Source organism: Dactylosporangium thailandense (genome assembly GCF_059739745.1).
In genome coordinates this window covers 384,641-402,776 of record NZ_AP029195.1, presented here as the reverse complement: position 1 = coordinate 402,776, position 18,136 = coordinate 384,641, and the positions used below count along the sequence as shown (strand labels likewise).

Annotated in this window: 12 protein-coding genes and 1 pseudogene; 8 read left to right on the top strand and 5 right to left on the bottom strand. The window is 72.5% G+C overall.

Annotated features, from left to right (window positions below; all coding sequences use genetic code 11):
* Nucleotides 1-9 precede the first annotated feature (9 nt).
* The 3 genes from AC6JBM_RS01660 to AC6JBM_RS01650 are packed head-to-tail and all read left to right on the top strand — an operon-like array spanning nucleotide 10 to nucleotide 2,426.
* Nucleotides 10-975 carry a carbohydrate ABC transporter permease gene (locus AC6JBM_RS01660; protein WP_497981830.1) on the top strand — a complete coding sequence of 322 codons (966 nt, stop codon included), beginning with the start codon at nucleotides 10-12 and terminating at the stop codon, nucleotides 973-975.
* Nucleotides 972-1,835 (top strand): carbohydrate ABC transporter permease, encoded by an 864-nt coding sequence (locus AC6JBM_RS01655; protein WP_497981829.1) that lies wholly within the window; start codon nucleotides 972-974, stop codon nucleotides 1,833-1,835. Before AC6JBM_RS01660 ends, AC6JBM_RS01655 begins: the two co-directional genes overlap by 4 nt.
* 3 nt (nucleotides 1,836-1,838) lie before the next feature.
* Nucleotides 1,839-2,426: a hypothetical protein gene (locus AC6JBM_RS01650; RefSeq protein WP_497981828.1), complete on the top strand. Its 588-nt coding sequence runs from the start codon at nucleotides 1,839-1,841 to the stop codon at nucleotides 2,424-2,426.
* A gap of 12 nt (nucleotides 2,427-2,438) precedes the next feature.
* Here AC6JBM_RS01650 and AC6JBM_RS01645 read toward each other — a convergent pair whose 3' ends face one another.
* Both AC6JBM_RS01645 and AC6JBM_RS01640 read right to left on the bottom strand, forming a co-directional pair.
* Nucleotides 2,439-2,915, bottom strand: coding sequence for a hypothetical protein (locus AC6JBM_RS01645; protein WP_497981827.1), 477 nt, complete (start codon nucleotides 2,913-2,915; stop codon nucleotides 2,439-2,441).
* A 13-nt stretch (nucleotides 2,916-2,928) separates the two neighbouring features.
* Nucleotides 2,929-4,560, bottom strand: coding sequence for a RyR domain-containing protein (locus AC6JBM_RS01640; RefSeq protein ID WP_497981826.1), 1,632 nt, complete (start codon nucleotides 4,558-4,560; stop codon nucleotides 2,929-2,931).
* Between the two features lie 235 nt (nucleotides 4,561-4,795).
* Here AC6JBM_RS01640 and fxsT (AC6JBM_RS01635) point away from each other — a divergent pair, with 235 nt between their 5' ends.
* Nucleotides 4,796-8,461 carry an FxSxx-COOH system tetratricopeptide repeat protein gene (fxsT, locus tag AC6JBM_RS01635; RefSeq protein ID WP_497981825.1) on the top strand — a complete coding sequence of 1,222 codons (3,666 nt, stop codon included), beginning with the start codon at nucleotides 4,796-4,798 and terminating at the stop codon, nucleotides 8,459-8,461.
* A 6-nt stretch (nucleotides 8,462-8,467) separates the two neighbouring features.
* Here fxsT (AC6JBM_RS01635) and AC6JBM_RS01630 read toward each other — a convergent pair whose 3' ends face one another.
* Complete coding sequence (locus tag AC6JBM_RS01630) at nucleotides 8,468-9,358, bottom strand: alpha/beta fold hydrolase (RefSeq protein WP_350622264.1); 891 nt, start codon at nucleotides 9,356-9,358, stop codon at nucleotides 8,468-8,470.
* 189 nt (nucleotides 9,359-9,547) lie between these two features.
* On the opposite strand from AC6JBM_RS01630, the gene AC6JBM_RS01625 reads away from it, so the two are divergent.
* From AC6JBM_RS01625 to AC6JBM_RS01615, 3 genes are all read left to right on the top strand, one after another.
* Nucleotides 9,548-10,690 carry an FxsB family cyclophane-forming radical SAM/SPASM peptide maturase gene (locus AC6JBM_RS01625; RefSeq protein ID WP_497986399.1) on the top strand — a complete coding sequence of 381 codons (1,143 nt, stop codon included), beginning with the start codon at nucleotides 9,548-9,550 and terminating at the stop codon, nucleotides 10,688-10,690.
* The gene (locus tag AC6JBM_RS01620) at nucleotides 10,687-12,492 is read left to right on the top strand and encodes an HEXXH motif domain-containing protein (RefSeq protein WP_497981824.1); all 1,806 of its coding nucleotides are present in this window, start codon (nucleotides 10,687-10,689) and stop codon (nucleotides 12,490-12,492) included. Before AC6JBM_RS01625 ends, AC6JBM_RS01620 begins: the two co-directional genes overlap by 4 nt.
* 184 nt (nucleotides 12,493-12,676) lie before the next feature.
* Complete coding sequence (locus AC6JBM_RS01615; RefSeq protein ID WP_497981823.1) at nucleotides 12,677-12,874, top strand: hypothetical protein; 198 nt, start codon at nucleotides 12,677-12,679, stop codon at nucleotides 12,872-12,874.
* 121 nt (nucleotides 12,875-12,995) lie between these two features.
* Here AC6JBM_RS01615 and fxsT (AC6JBM_RS01610) read toward each other — a convergent pair whose 3' ends face one another.
* A complete protein-coding gene (gene fxsT / locus AC6JBM_RS01610) occupies nucleotides 12,996-17,453 on the bottom strand; it encodes an FxSxx-COOH system tetratricopeptide repeat protein (RefSeq protein ID WP_497986398.1) in 4,458 nt (1,485 codons plus the stop codon).
* Between fxsT (AC6JBM_RS01610) and AC6JBM_RS01605 the strand changes: the two genes are divergently transcribed.
* Nucleotides 17,353-17,724: a hypothetical protein gene (locus AC6JBM_RS01605; protein ID WP_497981822.1), complete on the top strand. Its 372-nt coding sequence runs from the start codon at nucleotides 17,353-17,355 to the stop codon at nucleotides 17,722-17,724. The two genes, fxsT (AC6JBM_RS01610) and AC6JBM_RS01605, sit on opposite strands and share 101 nt — an antisense overlap.
* On the opposite strand, the pseudogene AC6JBM_RS01600 reads toward AC6JBM_RS01605, so the two are convergent.
* Nucleotides 17,713-18,120 (bottom strand): annotated as a pseudogene (locus tag AC6JBM_RS01600) (TIR-like protein FxsC); the annotation flags it as partial. The gene AC6JBM_RS01605 and the pseudogene AC6JBM_RS01600 overlap by 12 nt on opposite strands.
* Nucleotides 18,121-18,136: the final 16 nt, after the last annotated feature.

Below are 18,136 nucleotides of genomic sequence, written 5' to 3'. Positions count from 1 at the left end.
TCCCTTCCAGTGGCGCTCACGACCACGCAACGGCCAGCGCGACACTCCGTCCGGGTCCCCCAGGGATCCGGGCGGGGGGTCCGCCGCGAGGGCCGGGCCGGTTACGTCTTCCTCTCCCCCTGGCTCCTCGGCTTCGGGGCGTTCACGCTCCTGCCGATGCTGGGCTCGCTGGTGCTGAGCTTCACCGACTACGACATCCTCTCGGACTTCTCGGAGCTGCACTTCGTCGGCCTCGACAACTACCGGCGGATGTTCACCGCGGACCCCGCGTTCTGGCACTCGGTCACGGTGACGGTGCTGTTCGGGATCATCTCGGTCCCGCTCAAGCTCGCGGCCGCGTTCGCCGTGGCCCTGCTGCTCAACCGCGGCATGCGCGGCGTCGGGTTCTTCCGGGGCCTGTTCTACCTGCCGTCGCTGCTCGGCGGCAGCGTGGCGCTGGGCTTCGTGTGGTACTCGATGTTCAACCGCGACGGCTCGTTCAACCAACTGCTGGGGCTCTTCGGCGTGCACGGCCCGGGCTGGGTGAACGACCCCGACTGGGCGCTGGGCACCCTGATCCTGCTGGCGGTCTGGCAGTTCGGCGCGCCGATGGTCATCTTCCTGGCCGGCCTCAAGCAGGTGCCGGTCGAGCTCTACGAGGCCGCGTCGGTCGACGGCGCCGGGGCCTGGCGGAAGTTCTGGTCGGTGACGATGCCCATGATGTCGCCGGTCATCTTCTTCAACCTGGTGCTGGAGACCATCCACGGCTTTCAGGGCTTCACCGGGGCGTTCGTCATCTCCGGCGGCACCGGCGGCCCCGTGGACTCCACCCTGATGTACACGCTGTACCTGTACGTCAAGGCCTTCACCGACTACGAGATGGGCTACGCGTCCGCCCTCGCCTGGGTGTTCCTCGCCGCGATCGGCCTGCTGACGGTGGTGCTGTTCAGCACCGGCCGGTTCTGGGTGCACTACTCCGACGGAGGGGACGAATGATGGGCCGAGTGACGGGCCTGGCCAAGCGGAGCCTGCGGCTCGTCGTCATCCTGGCCCTCCTGGCCATCATCCTGTACCCGCTCGCCTGGCTGCTCGGCAGCTCGTTCAAGAGCCAGGAGGAGGTGCTCAGCAACGCCTCGGTCTGGCCGGAGCACTGGACGCCGGGCAACTACCCGCAGGGCTGGACGCACTTCAAGAGCGCCGCGGTCACCTTCGGCCGGTTCTTCCTCAACAGCACGCTGGTGGCCCTGCTCGTCGTGGTCGGCAACGCGGCGTCGTGCCTGCTGGCCGCGTACGCCTTCGCGCGCCTGCGCTTCCGCGGCCGCCGGATGTTCTTCGCCATCATGATCGGCACCCTGCTGCTGCCCGGGCACGTGCTCATCGTGCCGCAGTTCATCCTGTTCAAGCAGCTGGGCCTGGTCGGCGGCGAGTTCCCCTACCTGCCGCTGGTCGTCCCGCACTTCCTGGCCACGGAGGCGTTCTTCGTCTTCCTCATGGTCCAGTTCATGCGGAGCATCCCGCGGGAGCTCGACGAGGCGGCGAAGATCGACGGGTGCTCCCCGTTCGGGGTGTTCCGCAACGTGATCCTGCCGCTGTCGCGCCCGGCGCTGGTGACCACCGCGATCTTCTCGTTCATCTGGACGTGGAACGACTTCTTCCGTCAGCTGGTGTACGTCTCGGAGACCACGAAGAACACGGTGCCCGTCGCGCTGCGGGCCTTCATCGACTCCTCGGGCCAGGTCACCGTCGGCCCGATGTTCGCGATGTCGGTCCTCTCCCTGCTGCCGGTGTTCCTGTTCTTCCTGGCCTTCCAGCGCATGCTCGTCGAGGGCATCAACACCTCGGGCCTGAAGGGCTGAGCCATGAAACGGGACTGGCTGGAGACCGTGACCGTCGCCGCGGACGTCGCGCTGGTCGGCGTCGCCGTGACCATCGCCTCGGCGCCGCTGGTGACGGCCGGCGCCGCGATCCGCACCGGCTCCTCGGCGATCCACGCGATCGGCCACGGCGAGAAGGTGGACCTCCGCGCGATGGGGCGGCTGTTCCGCGCCTCGCTGCTGCGCGGGGCCATCGCCGGTGCCACGGCCGCGGCGTGCGCGCTCCTGCTGGTCTTCAACGTCGGCGCCGTCGCCGCCGGCCGGGTCCCGGGCGGGTCACCCGCGCTGGCCGGCACCGGCGTCGCGGCCGCCGTGCTGCTCGCGATCGGCATGCTGAGCGTCGTTCGCCTGGGCCGGGACACGTCCCCGGCCGGGTGGCGCGACGCCCTGCGCTGGGCCGGCCGCACGGCATGGCGGCAACCGGGCGCGGCGGCGGCGGTGGCCGGGGTGTCGGCCGTCGCCGCCGTGCTTGGCGTCTTCGTCCCCCTGACGGCGCCGCTGCTCGTCGGATACGCCCTGTACGCGGCGCACGCGGTGACCGCCCACCTCGTGCGGGCCCCCAGCGCCGCGTGAGCCGCCCGGGCCTCAGGCCCGCTCGGCGCCCGCCGGCCAGATCACGGTCATCGGCAGATCCGCGGCGCGGGCGCGGGTGACCACGTCCGCGGTGCCGCCCGGGTCGCCGTGCTCCAGCCCGTCCCACACCGCGATCAGCTCCTGCACGCGGCCGAGCATGATGCGGTTCGCGGCGACGTACGCGGCCGGGCCCGAGCGGGCCTCGCCGGTGGGCAGGATCTTGCGGGCGCCCGCGAGCAGCCCGTCGAAGTCGCGGCGGCGCTCGATCGGCACCACGCGGCGGTAGTCCGGCGCCGGCAGCACGACCTCGTAGACGCCGCCGACCTCGCGCACCGCGCGGGCGAAGAGCTGGTCGGCGCCGTCGGCCAGGCACGTCACCCCGATGAGCTCGCCGTCGTCGCGCGAGCGCAGGTGCTGCACGAGCGCCCGGTAGATCAGCTCCGCGCCGACGTCGGTGAGGTTCGTGTGCCCCGTGATGCCGATGCGCATGGCGGTCTCCCAGTCAGACGGTCGTCGCGCGGATCGGTTCGTTGAGCCGGACGATCGTGAAGCCCTCGTCCGCGAGCATCTCCGTCATGTACCGCACGGCGTCGAGGGCCTTCGCACGGCCCGTCTCGCCGAGATCCTGCCACGCGACCAGGTCCGGATGCCGTTTCCGGCGCTCGTCGCGCCGTTCGGCGTGGCGCCACCCCTGGCCGGCCCGCTCGTCGCACCACCGCTGGTGCTCGAGCTCGGCCAGCACCTCCAGCTCGCTTTCGGTGATGAGCCCGTCCTCGCCGTTGCGCACGGCGATCACGCAGTCGATCCTCTGCATCTTGGCCGCGATCCCCTGCACCTGCGCCCGGTTGGCGTTGCGCATCGACTCCGACAGCTGCGACCAGGCCACGGCGCTGCTCGGGCTGGCGGAGCTGCGGGCGATCTCGAGGTACCGCCGATGGAAGCGCCGTGCCAGGCGCTCGGTGAGGTCGTCGGCGATCAGGCGCGCGTCGCACGCCCGGGTGATGATCGGGTAGACCCGCAGCTTGCCCGCGACCTCGTCGAGCAGGTCGTTGTGCTCCCCGCCGTGGAAGGCGTCGGCGAGGGCGGTGGCCTCGTAGGTGGCCACGAAGACCGCGTCGGAGACCGCCTGCCACAGCTCTGTGCTCTCCAGCGCCAGGTCGAGCATCTTCGACTCGTCGCGGTGGCTCAGGTGGATGCGGTCGTAGCGCGCGGGCCGGGTGATGCGCGGCAGCCAGGTCTCGAGCAGCTCGTTGTGGGCGCGCACCCGGCAGACGGAGGCGAGGAACGGGAACCGCGCCTGCAGGGTGGCCAGGGTGCGGCCCGCGTCGGCGCCGATGAGGTCGATCTCGAGCTGGTCGGGGTGGCCGCCGACGGAGCGCCAGTACCGCGCGGTCTCGACCAGCAGCACGCGCGGGAACGAGCCGTCGCCGGAGATGAGCAGCCGCACCGGCGGGCCGCCGGACGCGGGCGGATGCAGGGGGTTGAGGCGGTACAACATGCGCGCGGCGACGTCGTCGACGTGGAAGTAGTCGAGGCGGAAGCGGTTGGAGCCGGCCGCCCCGAGCCGCCGCGCCTGCAGCAGGTGACAGGTCTGCTGGCGGTGCAGCTGCACGAAGATGTACGGCGAGGAGCGGCGCAGCTGCAGCTCGGTGCCGGCCGTCACGGACACGGCGTGGTTGAACTGGTCGTCGTCGCCGCAGATGTAGAGGTGCCGCGCCCGGCGCAGGCCCGCGGCCCGCAGCACCTCGGGCGAGCGCGCGTCGCCGGACACGCCGAGCATCCGCCGGTGCCGCAGCTCGAACGGGCGGATGGGCGCGGAGCGCACCACCACGACCCGCTCGCCGGTGGCGAAGAGCTGCGCGGCCAGGGCCTTGGCGAAGGGCGTGTCGCCGCACACGATCGCGTGGCGGCGGGCGGTGCGGGCCCGCAGCCGGCGCATCTCCCCGGCGAACAGGACCCGGGCCGTCTCCACCACCGTGGCGGCGAGGAACAGCGGGGCCAGGAACCGCGCGACCTGCAGCTGCCACGGCAGCGGGGGATCCGGCAGCTGCAGCGGGTCGGATCCGAGCACGAAGAGCTGAAAGGTGTAGTACCACTGGTCGGGCCAGTCGCGATCGGGACGAAATTGGTGCATCCCGATCAATCCGAGCACAAGTGCGGCAATGCCCACGAGGCCGAACACGGTTCGCAGGATCGTCCAGCCCGGCCGGCCACCGCCCCGTTCCGGCCCCACCACGGCGCACCCCCATTGTCGGCGTTAGATGGATTTCCAGTGTGCGGTAATCGCAGCGTTACTGACAGATGCCGATGCGTGAGGATTTTCTCCGCATCCCTTGGGCGGAGGCCCTTCCATCGGGGACTATCGACGGGTGCCGCAGCAGCCAGAGGGTCGCGTCGTCACGTTCCACTCCTTCGCCGGCGGCTCGGGCCGCACCATGGCGACGGCGAACACGGCCTGGATTCTGGCCGCGGCCGGGCACCGGGTGCTCGTCGTGGACTGGGATCTCGAGTCGCCGGGGCTGCATCGGTACCTCCACCCGTTCCTGGACGCCGCCGAGCTGGACCAGTCCGGCGGCGTGACCGATCTCTTCCGCCGCTTCGAGCGCGCGACGGTCGACCCGTTCGCCGTCACCCCGCCCGTCCCGGTGCACTGGCCGCACTTCGCGGGCGGCATCGACTACCTGCCGGCCGGCCGGCAGGACGCGGCCTACGCGGGCGCGCTCGGCGGCCTCGGCGGCCTGGACTGGGACGACTTCTACCGCGCGGGCGGCGGCGAGTTCCTCGACGCGCTGCGCGGGCACATGACCGCCCGCTACGACTGGACCCTGATCGACAGCCCGCCCGGCGTCGGCGACCTGGCCCAGATCTGTCTCGCGCACCTGCCCGACGACGTGTTCGCCTGCTTCACCCTCAGCGCCAAGAGCATCGAGGGCGCGGCCCGGGCCGCCGCCGCGACCCGCGACGCGGAGCACCCGCCGCGCGTGCTGCCGGTGCCGATGCGCGTCGACCCGGCCGACCGCCCCCGCGCCGAGGCCGGCCGCCGCGCCGCCCGCGAGCGCCTGTCCGGCCTGCCCGCGGGCCTGAACGCGGACGAGCGGGAGGTCTACTGGCGCGACGTGCAGGTGCCGTACCAGTCCGCCTACGCCTACGAGGAGACGCTGGCGACGCTCATGGACCTGCCGGGGCAGCCGGACTCGCTGCTGACGGCGTACGAGCGGCTGGTGTGGTACCTGACCGACGGCGCCGTGAAGGCGCTGCCGCCGCTGGACGAGGGGGTGCGGTACCGCGCCGCCGCGCACTACCTGCGCCTGACCGCCACGCGCGAGGACCGGGTCCTGCTGCGCCACGCGCCCGAGGACGGCATGTGGGCGGAGTGGATCACCGCGACCCTGTCCGCCGCCGGCGTGAGCGTCCTGCACGCCGACCTCGCCGACGCCGAGCCCGGCGGCCGGCCCGCCACCGCGGCCCGGGAACTCGCCGTCATCTCGGACGGGCCGGCCGCAGCGGACGCACGCCGCCGACCGGCGAGCCGGCGGGGACGACCACCGCTGGCCGTCTACACCGAGGACATCCGCGCCCTGGCCGCCTACCCGGAGCCGACCTCGGCGCGCCTGCACGGACTGCCCGAGGGGCCGGCCACCCGGGAGCTGCTGCGCCTGGTCGGCCAGGCCGAGCAGCCGCCGGTCGGGACGCTGCGGTATCCGGGCCAGGAGCCGGTCCACTTCTGCGCCCCGCCGCGGCCGCGGGACTTTCTCGGCCGGACGAACGATCTCGCCCTCCTGCGGGACCGGCTGCGGGCGGAGGGGTACGCCGACCCGCGCCAGGCGCCGCCCGTCGTGCTGCACGGGCTGGACGGCTCGGGCAAGTCGACGCTCGCGCTGGAGTACGCCTACCGCTTCCGCACGGCCTACGACCTGGTCTGGTGGCTCGACTGCGGCGCGCTGGACGACGGGCTGCCCGGCCTCGCCCGCGCGCTGGGCGTTCCGGCCGGGACCGGGCCGGGCGCGGCCACTCCGGCGATCCTCAGCGCGCTGCGGCGCGGCGAGCCCTTCCGGCGCTGGCTCATCGTCCTCGACGACGCCGACGAGCACGACCAGGTGCGCGACTTCCTGCCGCAGGGCCCCGGCCAGGTGCTGATCACGTCGCGCAACCTGTCCTGGGGCGGCGGATTCGACTCGGTCCCCGTCAACGTGTTCAACCGCTACGAGAGCATGGTGTACCTCAGCCGGCGCCTGCCCGACCTGCCGCCGGCCGATGCCGACGCCCTGGCCGAGTCCGTCGGCGACCTGCCGCTGGCGGTGGCGGAGACGGCCGACCGGCTGGCGTCCGGCGGCGAGCGGGCGGCCGAGCAGGTCGCCCGCGCGCGCAACGGCACGCTGGAGCTGCCGGCGGTCGAGCGGCGCTGGGACCGGGAGCTGGCCCGGCTGGCGGAGCGGTCCCCGGGCGGCTACCGGCTGCTCCAGCTGTTCTCGGTGCTCGGCCGGGAGACGGCGACCGACCTGGTCTACAGCGACGTGATGGCGGAGGTACTCAACCCGTACGAGGCCTCCGTCACCGATCGGCTCATGCCGGCCTCCCTGGTCCAGCAGATCAGCCGGCTCGGCCTGCTGCGGCCCGACCTGCCGGGCGGGCGCATCCAGATGCACCCCCTGGTGCAGCGGGTGGTCCGGGCGCGCATGTCCGCCGACGACCTGCGGGAGGCCCGCCATCAGGTGCATCAGGTGCTGGCCGGGCTGGCGCGGCCCCACGACGTCGAGGACCCACGCTCCTGGCCGCAGTTCGAGATGATCTGGCCGCACCTGGCGATCACGGGCGCCGCCGCCTGCCGGGAGGAGGCGGTGCGCGGCCTGATCGTCGACCGCGTGCTGCGGATGCGCCACGCGGGGCAGGTGGCCGCGGGCGAGCAGCTCGCGCGGGCGGCGGAGGCGGCGTGGTCCGGTCCGCGGTACGAGCGCCAGCTGCTGCAGATGCGGGGCGTGCGCGCCGCGCTGCTGCGCGACCAGGGCCGCTACGCCGAGGCGCTGCGCCTCAACGAGCAGGTGGCCGCGGAGCAGGAGCGGCTGCTCGGGCGGCACCACACCGCGACGCTCACCACCCGCAACCGGCTGGCGGCGGACCTGCGCTCGCTCGGCCGCTACACGAAGGCCGTGGACCTGGCCCGCTCGACCTACCGGGCCTGGGCGCGGGCGGTCGGGTCCGAGCACGCGCAGACCCTCAACGCGCTCACCGGGCTGGCCGGCGCCTACCGGGCGGCCGGCCTCTACCGGGCCGCGCGGCGCTGCGACGAGCGCGTCCGCACCTTCCGGCCGTTCCCGGGCCCGGAGCACTATCCGGCGGCCCTGCGCACGGCCGCCAACCTGGGCCGGGACCTGCGCGACACCGGGCAGTTCACCGAGTCCGCCGAGCTGCTGCAGGCGCTGGTGCCGGCGGTCGCCGCGATGTTCGGCGACCGGTCGCGGGCGGCGCTCACGGTGCGCATGAGCCTCGGGGTGTCGCTGCGCGGCGCCGGCCGGGCCGCCGAGGCCGCGCCGCTGCTCGAGGAGACCTACGAGCACCTCGCCGACCTGTCGGGGCCGGCCGGGCCCGACACCGTGATGTGCCGGCACAGCTGGGGCCTGGCGCTGCTGGCGACCGGGCACGTCGAGCGCGCGCGGGCCGAACTCGCCGGCGTCGAGCAGCGCTACCTGGACCTCCTCGGCGCGGGCCACCCGCGGACGATCGCCGCGCGCGCCAACCTCGCGCTCGTGGCGTGGGCGGCCGGCGAGCGCGAGGACGCGCTGGACCGCGCCGCCGCGGCCGCGGCCGATGCCGCCGGCGCGCTGCCCGCGAACCACCCGCACGCGCTCGCGGCCGCCCTGAACGAGGCGCTGCTGCGGATCGGCGGGAGCGACGAGGCGCCGCGGCGCGTCCAGGAGCTCGCCGCCCGGCTGAGCCGGCCGCTCGGCGCGGACCACCCGCAGGTGCGACGGTTGGCCGGGCAATCGACTGTCACATATCCGACAATCGATGCGTTGTGGCCGATCGACCCGTGCTGAGAGGCCTCAGGCGGCGGCGCTCGGCGTGTCGTCGGAGTCGGCCAGCCAGCGGATGATCTGCGGCATCACCAGCAGCGCCCCGAAGTGCGCGGCCCCCGGCTCGACCTCCAGCTGGGCGCCCGGGATGCGGTCGGCCAGCCAGCGCGTGTGACTGGCTGGCGAGAAACGGTCGTCGGCACCGTGCCACAGCCGGACGGGCGCGCGGATGTGCTCGAACCGGAAGCCCCAGTCGATCCGCAGCGCCACCAGGTCGTCGATCCAGCCGTCGGGCCCGTCGCCCAGCGCGCTGGCGTAGGTGGTCAGCAGCAGCCGCTCGATCGCGATGTCGCCGACCACGTCCAGGTCGGCCGGGGGCATCTCGGAGCGCAGCTGCCGCAGCAGATGGGCCGGGTCCTCGCGGATCCGGTTCACCCGCAGCCGCAGCTGCTCGGCGACGAGATCGTCGTCGACCGCCGCCGTGCGCCAGGCGCGCTGGTTGGACGGGACCATGTCGCCGAGCCAGTCCAGCCCGACCGCGTCGAACGGCGCGACGCTGACGAGGGCGGCCACCCGGGTGACCCGGTCGGGCAGCAGCGCCGCGCAGGCCAGCGCGTGCGGGCCCCCGCCGGAGCGCCCGAGCACCGCGAACGTGTCCAGGCCGAGCGCGTCGGCCAGGGCGGCGACGTCCCCGGCGGCGTCGGCCACGGTGCGGCCGGGATGCCGCGACGATCCGCCGTACCCCGGCCGGCAGTAGGCGATGAGCCGGACGCCGTGGCGATACAGGATCGAGTCGCGCGGCTTGGGGCCGGCGGCACTGCCGGGCGTGCCGTGGTGCAGGAACACCGGCCGCCCGTCGCGCTTGCCGGAGTCGGCGTAGAAGATCCGCCGGCCGCCGGGCAGCTCGAGCACCTCCGACACAACCGCCCTCCCAGACATCATGATCGATCTCTTCCGGGTTCGCAGGATCGTAAGGATACGAGGCGGCAGGCCACCCAGCCAGCACGTCATTTCGCCATCTGCCCGCCGCGACCCTCGCCAGAACTGGGGAGAGCACCACCCGGCGTGACGATTCGCAGGTACAATCTGGCCGTTCCGCTGGACATCCGAATGACCGGCGCCAAGAATGCTCCAGTGGGTATGCCGCTGCGGCAACTGATCTTAAAAATTCACAGCCGGTGCAATCTGAGCTGCGATTATTGCTACGTATACGAGAGCATCGACCAGAGTTGGCGAGGCCGGCCGACGACGATGGCTCCCGCGACGATCGACCAGATCGCCCGCCGCATCGATGATCACGCCCACCGGCACGACCTGCGCGACCTGCAGGTGGTCCTGCACGGCGGCGAGCCCCTGCTGGCCGGGCACGACGGCGTGGCGGCGGCCCTGTCGGCGATTCGCGGCGCGTTCCCCGCCACCCGGTTCTCCATGCAGACCAACGGCATCCTGCTCGACGAGCGATTTCTGGCGCTGTTGCACGAATACGGCGTCCGCGTCGGCGTCAGCGTCGACGGCGGCCAGGCGGCCACCGACCGCCATCGCCGCTACGCCAACGGGCGCGGCTCGTACGACCGGATCGCGGCCGGCATCGAGCTGCTGATGCGGCCCGAGCACGCCGAGATCTACGGCGGCCTGCTGTGCACGATCGACATCGACAACGATCCCGACGAGGTCCTGGAGGGCCTGCTCGGCTTCCGGCCGCCCCGGGTGGACCTGCTGCTGCCGCACGGCAACTGGACCAACCCGCCGCCGCACCACGACCGGCCGCTGGCCTACGCCCGCTGGCTCATCAGGGTGTTCGACCGGTGGTACGACCAGCGCCCGGAGCCGACCCGGATCCGGATGTTCGAGTCGATCATCGCCCGGCTCTTCGGCCTGCCGAGCCAGACGGAGGCGTTCGGGGGTGAACAGCTCGGCATCGTGACCGTCGAGACCGACGGCGCCTACGAGCAGTCCGACGCGCTCAAGACGACCGCCGAGGGCGGCCCCGCCACCGGCCTGTCCGTCACCGGGCACAGCTTCGACGACGTGCTCGAGCACCTCGCCGTCGCGGCGCCCTACCGGTTGGCGCAGCAGTGCCGCTCGTGCCCGGTCGTGAGCGTCTGCGGCGGCGGGCTGCGGGCCCATCGCTACGCCGCGGAGACGGGGTTCGACAACCCGTCGGTCTACTGCCAGGATCTGCTCGCCCTCATCACCCACATCGGCGACCGCGTGCGGGCCGACCTGAACAACGCGGCGGTGCTCGCTCAGTGAACACGGATCGCATGCTGCTCAGCGCCGAGCAGTTTGCCGGCATCGCGTCCGGCTACGGAGACGCGGGAGCCATGGCCGTGCTCGACGCCGGCCAGCTCGCCAAGCGGCGGGCGCTGATCGTCATGGTGCTGCGGGCGGCCGCGCCGACGCCGTTCGCCGCCGGCACCCACGCCGCGGCGGCCCTGCTCGCGCGCGCCGAGGACGCCGACCCGGCCGCCGTGGACGCCGTGCTGGCCCACCCGCATCTGGACGCCTGGGCGACGCTGTGCCTGCACCGGCTGGCGGACCACGGCGAGGGCGCCGACGTCGATCCCGCCGCGGACCTCGCCCACCTGGCCGCGTACGCGGTGGCGGCCGCGGTGGCGGCCGGGGTCGCCTTCGACATCGAGGTGCCGGTCCGCGAGGGCATCGCGACGATTCCGGGCCTCGGCACCGCCACGGGACTCGGGGCGGGGCCGGCCCGGGCGCGCGGCGCGGGCACCGCGGGCGACGCGGGCGGCGTGCGCCTCACCGGGTCGAACGGTCATGTGGTGGCGAGCGGCGGCCCGGGCTGGCAGCCGCGGCGCACCGTGGAGCTCGACGCGGGCTGGCACCTCGCGATCGAGGACCAGGACCCGTACCGGCACTGCTACGGCTGGCAGCCGCTGCCGGCGCTCGGCCCGGTCCAGGCCGACGAGCTGGCGAAGCTGCTCGGCGAGGCCTGGCGGCTGATCGAGCGCGACCATCCCCGCCACGCGGAGGCGATGCGGCACAGCCTCCGCTCGCTGGTGCCGCTGGCCACCCCCGGCCACGGGAACATGATCAGCGCGGCCTCGCGGCAGGCGTGCGGATCGATCGCCGTGTCCGTCCCCGACACCGCGGCCGACCTGGCCCTGCTGATGCTCCACGAGTACATGCACGCGAAGCTCGGCGCGCTGCTCGACCTGCACGACCTGCACCCCCGCTCGTCCCCCGCGCGGCTGCACGCGCCCTGGCGGCTGGACCCCCGCCCGGCGGGCGCCCTGCTGCAGGGCATTTACGCCCATACGGGCGTGACCGACTCCTGGCGAATGCGCCGCCACGGCCCGGACGGCGACACCCGGCGCGCCGCGGCCCAGTTCGCCTACTGGCGGGCCATGAATCGCATCGCCATCGAGGACCTGACGCAGAGTGGGGAATTGACTCCCGTCGGCGAGCGGTTCTGCACTTTCCTGCACGACACACTGCGATCCTGGGAATCCGAAGGCATTCCTGCCGATATCGCTTCCCGAACGCAATTGTTCGTCGTCGCGCAAATGACACGATGGCTTCTCCTGAATGCCCGCCCGGCGGCCGGCGAGACTGAACGAATCCTCAGTTCCATCCGGTCCGGCGAGCCCCTCGGCACGATCGCCGGGCGCGGCACCGTCGTCGCCGGCCCCGCCGCCCGGCCCGCCGACGCGCCGGGGCTGCTCGGCGAGCTCCATCAATGGCTGGACGGGCGGACCGAGCCGCCGGCAACATCGGGCCACAACTCGACCGCAGCAGGGATGATGTTGCTCAATGGCGACGCCGCTGGCGCCGAGCGGGTCTTCCTGGAGCGGCTCGACGCCGACGCCGCCGACGACGAGGCCTGGATGGGCCTGGCCGTCGCCCGGAGCCTCACGGCCGAGCTCGCCGACCATTCGGATCGAGTCGACCTGGCCACCCGGCTCGTTACCACCAGGCCGGAACTCTTGCGGGACGTCGTGCTCAAACTGCAATGTGCGGGTGGTGCCGACCACCCCGCGAGTGATCTTCTGAAACTGCTGGTGGAACCACTGGATGGGTCGACGAGTTCCTGATACACGGCGACCCGCACTTGTGCAATACTTCCTGCCGAAGATGTCAGCTTCCGCAAGGCTGCGACTGCGGAGTCGACTTCATCCTGCTCCGGTGACCCCAGTCGCTTGCGCCCGAGGTCAACTAAACAGTGGATCACGCATTCTGGCCATAACCCGCAGCACTCTCCTATTTCAAGGTGGAAGCATGGACAAGCCGGGCGGGGTCGCCGGGGGCGACGAGGTTCAGAGCGGATTACTGGACCTGGCGGGGGTGAGGTTGCGGACGCTCATCACCGAGCCCGATGCGCCGACCGCGTCGACGCTCGACAGCGTGATGCGGCGGCTGTTCGACCCACGCGAGCGGGATCTGCTCACGGTCTCCGCGTTTCAGTCCGCCCTGTAGCCTCGATGCCGCCCGGCCCACGCCGGACGGCATCGCTCTTCGCAGCTCATGACCGAGGCCTGGAACGAGGTTCCGCGGAACGCTCGAACCAGGCCCTGTCTCCCGCTCAGTCTCCCGCTCGTTACGTCGGCGGCGGCGAGATGTCGCAGTTGAGCCGGCGTCCGTCTCGCACCGAGAGCGTGTTGGGGTGGTCCTCCCCCAGCCGGCGCACACTGCGGTCGAGCGTCACCTGCAGCAGTTCGTCCGCGCCGGTCACGTCGCCGGTCTGACGGCGGCTGACGATCAGATTGGCCGCCGCCGCGAGCGTGTCGGGATTGTCGACGCCGAGCACGCGCTCGAAGGCCGGCTTGACGCTCTCGTCGATCTCGCGGGCACCCTCCAGGTCGCCGAGGTCGACCAGCGCGTTGGCGAGGTTGATCCGGCTCGACAACGTGTAGGGGTGCTCGCCGCCCAGCGACTGCTCGAACAGCTCCGTCGCCTGCTCCGACAGGACGCGGGCGTCGCGCGCCGAGCCGTTGACGCGCACGAAGATGGCGAGGTTGTTCAGGGCCGCCAGACGGAACGGATGCCGCTCGTCGTAGAGGCTCTCGTAGCCGGACAGCACCTGCCGCGCGATGCGCTCGGCCGCCTCCCCGTTGCCCAGCGCCGCCTCCTCGAACGCGGCGTTCATGAGGCACGAGAGCGTGTCCGGGTGCTCCTCCCCGTGGATGTCCCGATATCGCTGCAGGGTGTCGCCGGTCAATTGGCGAGCGGCCCGGATGTCGCCGAGCTTGCGCAGCGTCACCGCCATGTTCTTCGCCGCGCGCAGGGTCGCCGGGGCCGAGTCACCGAGCAGCGAGCGGTACGACTTGAGCGTCGTCTCGAGCAGTTCGCGGGAGTCTGTGAACCGGCCGATGGCCCGCAGGTCGTGCGCGTAGTTGTTCGCCGCGAACAGGGTGTTGAGGCTGCGTTCGCCGAAGACGCGGCGGCGGCGCGAGAGGGTGTCCTCGTCGTAGTTGGCGGCGCCGTTGAAGTCGCCGACCAGCCGCAGCGAGACCGCGACGTTGTTGGCGGCCATCAGCGTGCGGTCGTGGTCCTCGCCGAAGGTGCGCTGCGCCCGGTCGTAGGTCTCCTCGGCCAGGTCGCGGGCCTCCTCGAACCGGCCCAGCGCCCGCAGATCGGCCGCCACACCGCCCGCCGTCATGACGATGTAGGGGTCGTCCTCCTCCTCCACCGTCTCCTTGAGCCGCTCCAGCGCCCGCTGGTCGATGTCCAGCGCACGGTCGAACATCGCCTGCGAGCGCAGCGCGTTGCCGAGGTGGAAGTCGAGCAGCAGCGTCACCTGGTCCTCGCCGATGCGCGGATCGCCGCGCCAGATCTCGACGGTCTCCTCGGCCAGCTCCTGGCTGCTGGAGAAGTCGCCGCGGGACCACAGGTAGCGCACCACGTCCACGACGAACAGGCGGACCTGCATGTCCGAGGAGTGGTTCGCCTTGGAGCCGCGCACGTGCGGCAGGAGCCGGGCGTACGCCGGCCAGCTCGCCACCTCGTCGGGGTCGGAGCGCTCGGCCGTCGCCAGCACCTGGTAGACGTGGCGGCGGTTGTCCTCGCGCTCCTGGGCGGTGAGGCTGTCCTGGATGACCGCCTGCACGAGGCGGTGGATCTGCATGATGGTCTGGCCGGAGTCGACCGACGCGAGGGCGTAGCGGCCGATCTGGCGGATCAGGCGGCCCTGCCGGATCGGGTCGTGCAGCGCCGGGTCGTAGGCCAGCAGGGGCTGGGTGAAGCGCGGGGTGTAGAGCAGCCGCGTCGGGATCGGCTCGGGCGCGAAGAAGGCGCAGATCTCCAGCAGCTTGGCCGCGGCCGGGGACTGTTTGCGCAGCTGCTCCAGCGACAGCTGCCAGGTCGCGGCGGTCGAGCGGTCGTAGCCGACGGGCGGGTTCTCGTCGAGGATGCGCAGCGGCTGGGTGTCCAGCAGCTCGAGGTACCGCGTCACCGGCATGCCGGTCTCCGAGAGCCACGCCGCCGCCTGCTCGATCGCGAGCGGCAGGTCGCCGAGGCGGTTGGCCACGGCGTCGGCGTCGGCGACCGCGAGGCCGATCACCCGGCGGGTGAGGAACGTGATGCTCTCGGCCCGGCTGAACGTCGTGATCTCCACGACCTGGGCGTCCTGCGTCCACTCCTGGTTGCGCGAGGTCAGTAACACGTGGCCGGGGCCCTGCGGGATGAACTCGCGGATCGACTCGGGATCGCCGACGTTGTCGAAGATCAGCAGCCAGCGCCCGGGGCGGCCCTGGCGCAGCGCGTCGCGGACCATCCGGACGCTCTCGCCGAGGGTGTCCGCCTCCTGCAGCCGCAGCTCCCGGGCCAGCTCACCGAGGGCGGAGCGGACCTGGGACACCTGCTCGGCGGAGATCCACCAGACGAGGTCGTAGTCGGCGGCGAAGCGGTACGCGTACTCGATCGCCACCTGCGTCTTGCCCACGCCGCCGAGGCCGTAGAGGGCCTGCGGCACGACGACCGTGACGCTCGCCGAGAGCCGGTCGCGCAGCTGCTCGAGGGTGTCGCGGCGGCCGGTGAAGCCCGGGTTGCGCTGCGGCACGTTCCAGATCGGCGGGAGCACGCCCGGGAAGCGCGGCCCGGTGTCCTCCGGCTCGCCGACGCCCGCGTGCAGCGGCACGCCCAGCGCGCCCAGGAGGGCCTCGTGGGCCCGGTCGCGGGGCTGGTTGGCCAGCTCGGCCGGCAGCCGCTCGGTGAACGGCGGCGTGATGCGGGTGCTGTCCAGCCGGATCGGCACCACCGCGGGCGTCCCGGCCGAGCTGCGGCTGTCCAGCAGCGCCCACAGCGGGGCGGCCTGCGGCGAGGACACGTAGTCCTTCGACAGCAGCACCAGCGTGCGCCCGACCGTGGCCAGCCGCCGCTCCAGCTCGCTGACGAAGTGCGGGCCGGTCACCGAGTCGATGTCCAGCAGCGTCACCCGCATGTCGATGTCGACGAGCCGCTGCTGAATCCACTCCGCCCACATCCGGTCGACGGCGGCGTAGCTGATGAGCACGTCCGAGGCGCTGCTGGGCCGGGGCCGCTCGAACTTCTGCAGCCAGCGCCGCCGCTCGGACTCCTCCATGGCGGGCATCTCGCGCACAGCCCCGTCGGTGAGCACGCCGACGAGCCGCTCGAACGCGGCCAGCAGCGAGGTCTCCAGGCGCGGGCGCTCGGCGAAGGTCGCGAGGATCTCCTCGTAGGCGAAGTACGGCTTGTACGGCACCTCGACGTCGCCCCAGTACCGGTTCGCCTCGTCGGGGCTGGCGTGCTCGAGGAACGGCCGGAAGCGGCGCCGGGCGTAGTCGCGGCCGATCTCGAGCTTCAGCTGCTCGGCGTCCTCGACCCGCATCAGGGCCGGCAGGAAGCGCAGCGGGCGGCCGCGGCGCTGATGGCGGATCGACTCGCTGACCGCCACGGCGCCGTCGACGCTCTGGATGCTCAGGGTGAAGCAGTTGACGACGACGTCGGGCAGCAGCACGGTGCAGACGCCGGCCGCGTCGCTCAGGCCCGTGCGGCTGTCCACGAGGATGTAGTCGTAGTGCTGGCGCATGTTGCGCGCGAGGGCGTCGATGAACGCGGCGCCGGGCAGCCGGTCGTAGAACTTGGGCCAGTCGAAGGTGCTGACCGCCGCGGCGTAGGAGCGGGTCTGGCGGCCCGACGGCAGCAGGTCGACGCCGCCCTTGCCGGGGAAGCGCCACTCCAGCGACACGGCGTGGTCGAGCACCTGGGCCTGGGCGTCGATCCAGCCGGGGTCCTCGTCGCGGTCGGGCTGCAGCGCGGCGGTGACGAAGCCGGTGAGCATCTCGATGACGCCCGGGGAGTTGCGCAGCTCCTTGTCCAGCAGGAACGGGTGGAAGTACCGGTGCAGGCCCGGCGACTCCAGGTCCCAGTCGACCACGAGCACCCGGTGGCCGTTGCTGGCGAGGATCCAGGCCACGTTCGCCATCGTCATGGTGCGGCCGGAGCCGCCCTTGTACGAGTAGAAGGTCACGATCTGGCCGGACCCGGCCGGCGCATGTTCTGTCGCGGTCATCGTGCCTCCTACGGTCCTTCGAGGATGGGGCGCGGGGGGGTAGTCGCCGGGGGGTGGCCGCCGCGAGATCCGCCCGTCGGCCACGAGCCGGTTGCGGGCCTCGGCCAGCACCGCGGCCAGGTCGGCCTCGAACGACGGCCAGGTGAGCACGCTGCGGCGGGACAGCACCTCGCCGAGGCGGCGCTCGTTGTTGCCGAGGGTGTCGTGCATGAGGTCGACCAGCCGGGGGCTGTTGGCCTGGGTCTGCGGGTCGGTGGCGCTCATGACCACGAGCATCGCCGACACGTGGTCGCGAAGGTGGTCGATCTCCAGGAGCCGCTCGCGGTGCGCGGCGACATCGGCGCTCCAGGGGTCCACGAGCAGCACGACGATGTGGTTGTACTGCTGCGCCATCTTCACCCGGTCGGCGAGCCGGTCGAGTCCGGTGAACATCGACTCGAAGCCGGCGTCTGAGGCGACCTTCTGCGCGTATTCCCCGCAGCGGCTGCGGCTGCCCGGGCCCGAACGGCGACCACTCCAGCGGATCGGCCCCGTAGAAGCCGCCGTCGCGCTCGATCGCCTCCGCCTCCGCGCGGGTCGGCGCGGCGACCACGAAATGGATCATCTGCCCCGTGCCGAACCGGGCGGGCAGTTCGCCGCTGTCCTCGAGGCCGAGCCGGCTGAGGTGGAAGGCGCTGTCCGTCTGCGCGAAGTCCTGGTTCACCGAGCCGCGCGGGGGCGGGGTGCGGGCCGCGGTGACGATGCGCTCGGCGATGTTGGACAGGAACTCCAGATACGCGTCGCGATTGCGTTGTAATCGCAGCAGCTGCCGCAGGCCGCGGCGGCGGTAGTCCTCGTCGGCCACGTCGAGGTCGTAGTGCACGGCCTGGACCTCCGGCGGGAGCTCCCGCGGTGGCAGCCAGACGATCGGGATCAGGCCCTGGATGCGCGGGCTCTCGTCGAAATGCGAGCCGTGCGATCGCTGCTCGAACAGTTTCCATTCCTTGCCGCAGGGGCGGCTCAGGAAGTACGCCGGGGAATAGAGCGCGAGAAAGCAGGAACAGTCGGCGATCGCGTCCACCAGGGCCTGCGGCCAGTGCTGGCCCGGCTCGATGTTGTGGTTGTCCAGGAAGCCGACCTCGACGTCGTGCCCGACGCCCGCGTGCGCGCGCACCTCGTTGCAGAGGTCGTTGTAGAACTTTCTGACGAACACGTCGTCCGGGCCGCGG

Coding starts and splice junctions, on each gene's coding strand:
- AC6JBM_RS01615 (WP_497981823.1), top strand. CDS start 12,677: ATGGACAAGCCGGGCGGGGTCGCCGGGGGCGACGAGGTTCAGAGCGGA.
- AC6JBM_RS01650 (WP_497981828.1), top strand. CDS start 1,839: ATGAAACGGGACTGGCTGGAGACCGTGACCGTCGCCGCGGACGTCGCG.
- AC6JBM_RS01655 (WP_497981829.1), top strand. CDS start 972: ATGATGGGCCGAGTGACGGGCCTGGCCAAGCGGAGCCTGCGGCTCGTC.
- AC6JBM_RS01640 (WP_497981826.1), bottom strand. CDS start 4,560: ATGCACCAATTTCGTCCCGATCGCGACTGGCCCGACCAGTGGTACTAC.
- AC6JBM_RS01625 (WP_497986399.1), top strand. CDS start 9,548: ATGACCGGCGCCAAGAATGCTCCAGTGGGTATGCCGCTGCGGCAACTG.
- AC6JBM_RS01645 (WP_497981827.1), bottom strand. CDS start 2,915: ATGCGCATCGGCATCACGGGGCACACGAACCTCACCGACGTCGGCGCG.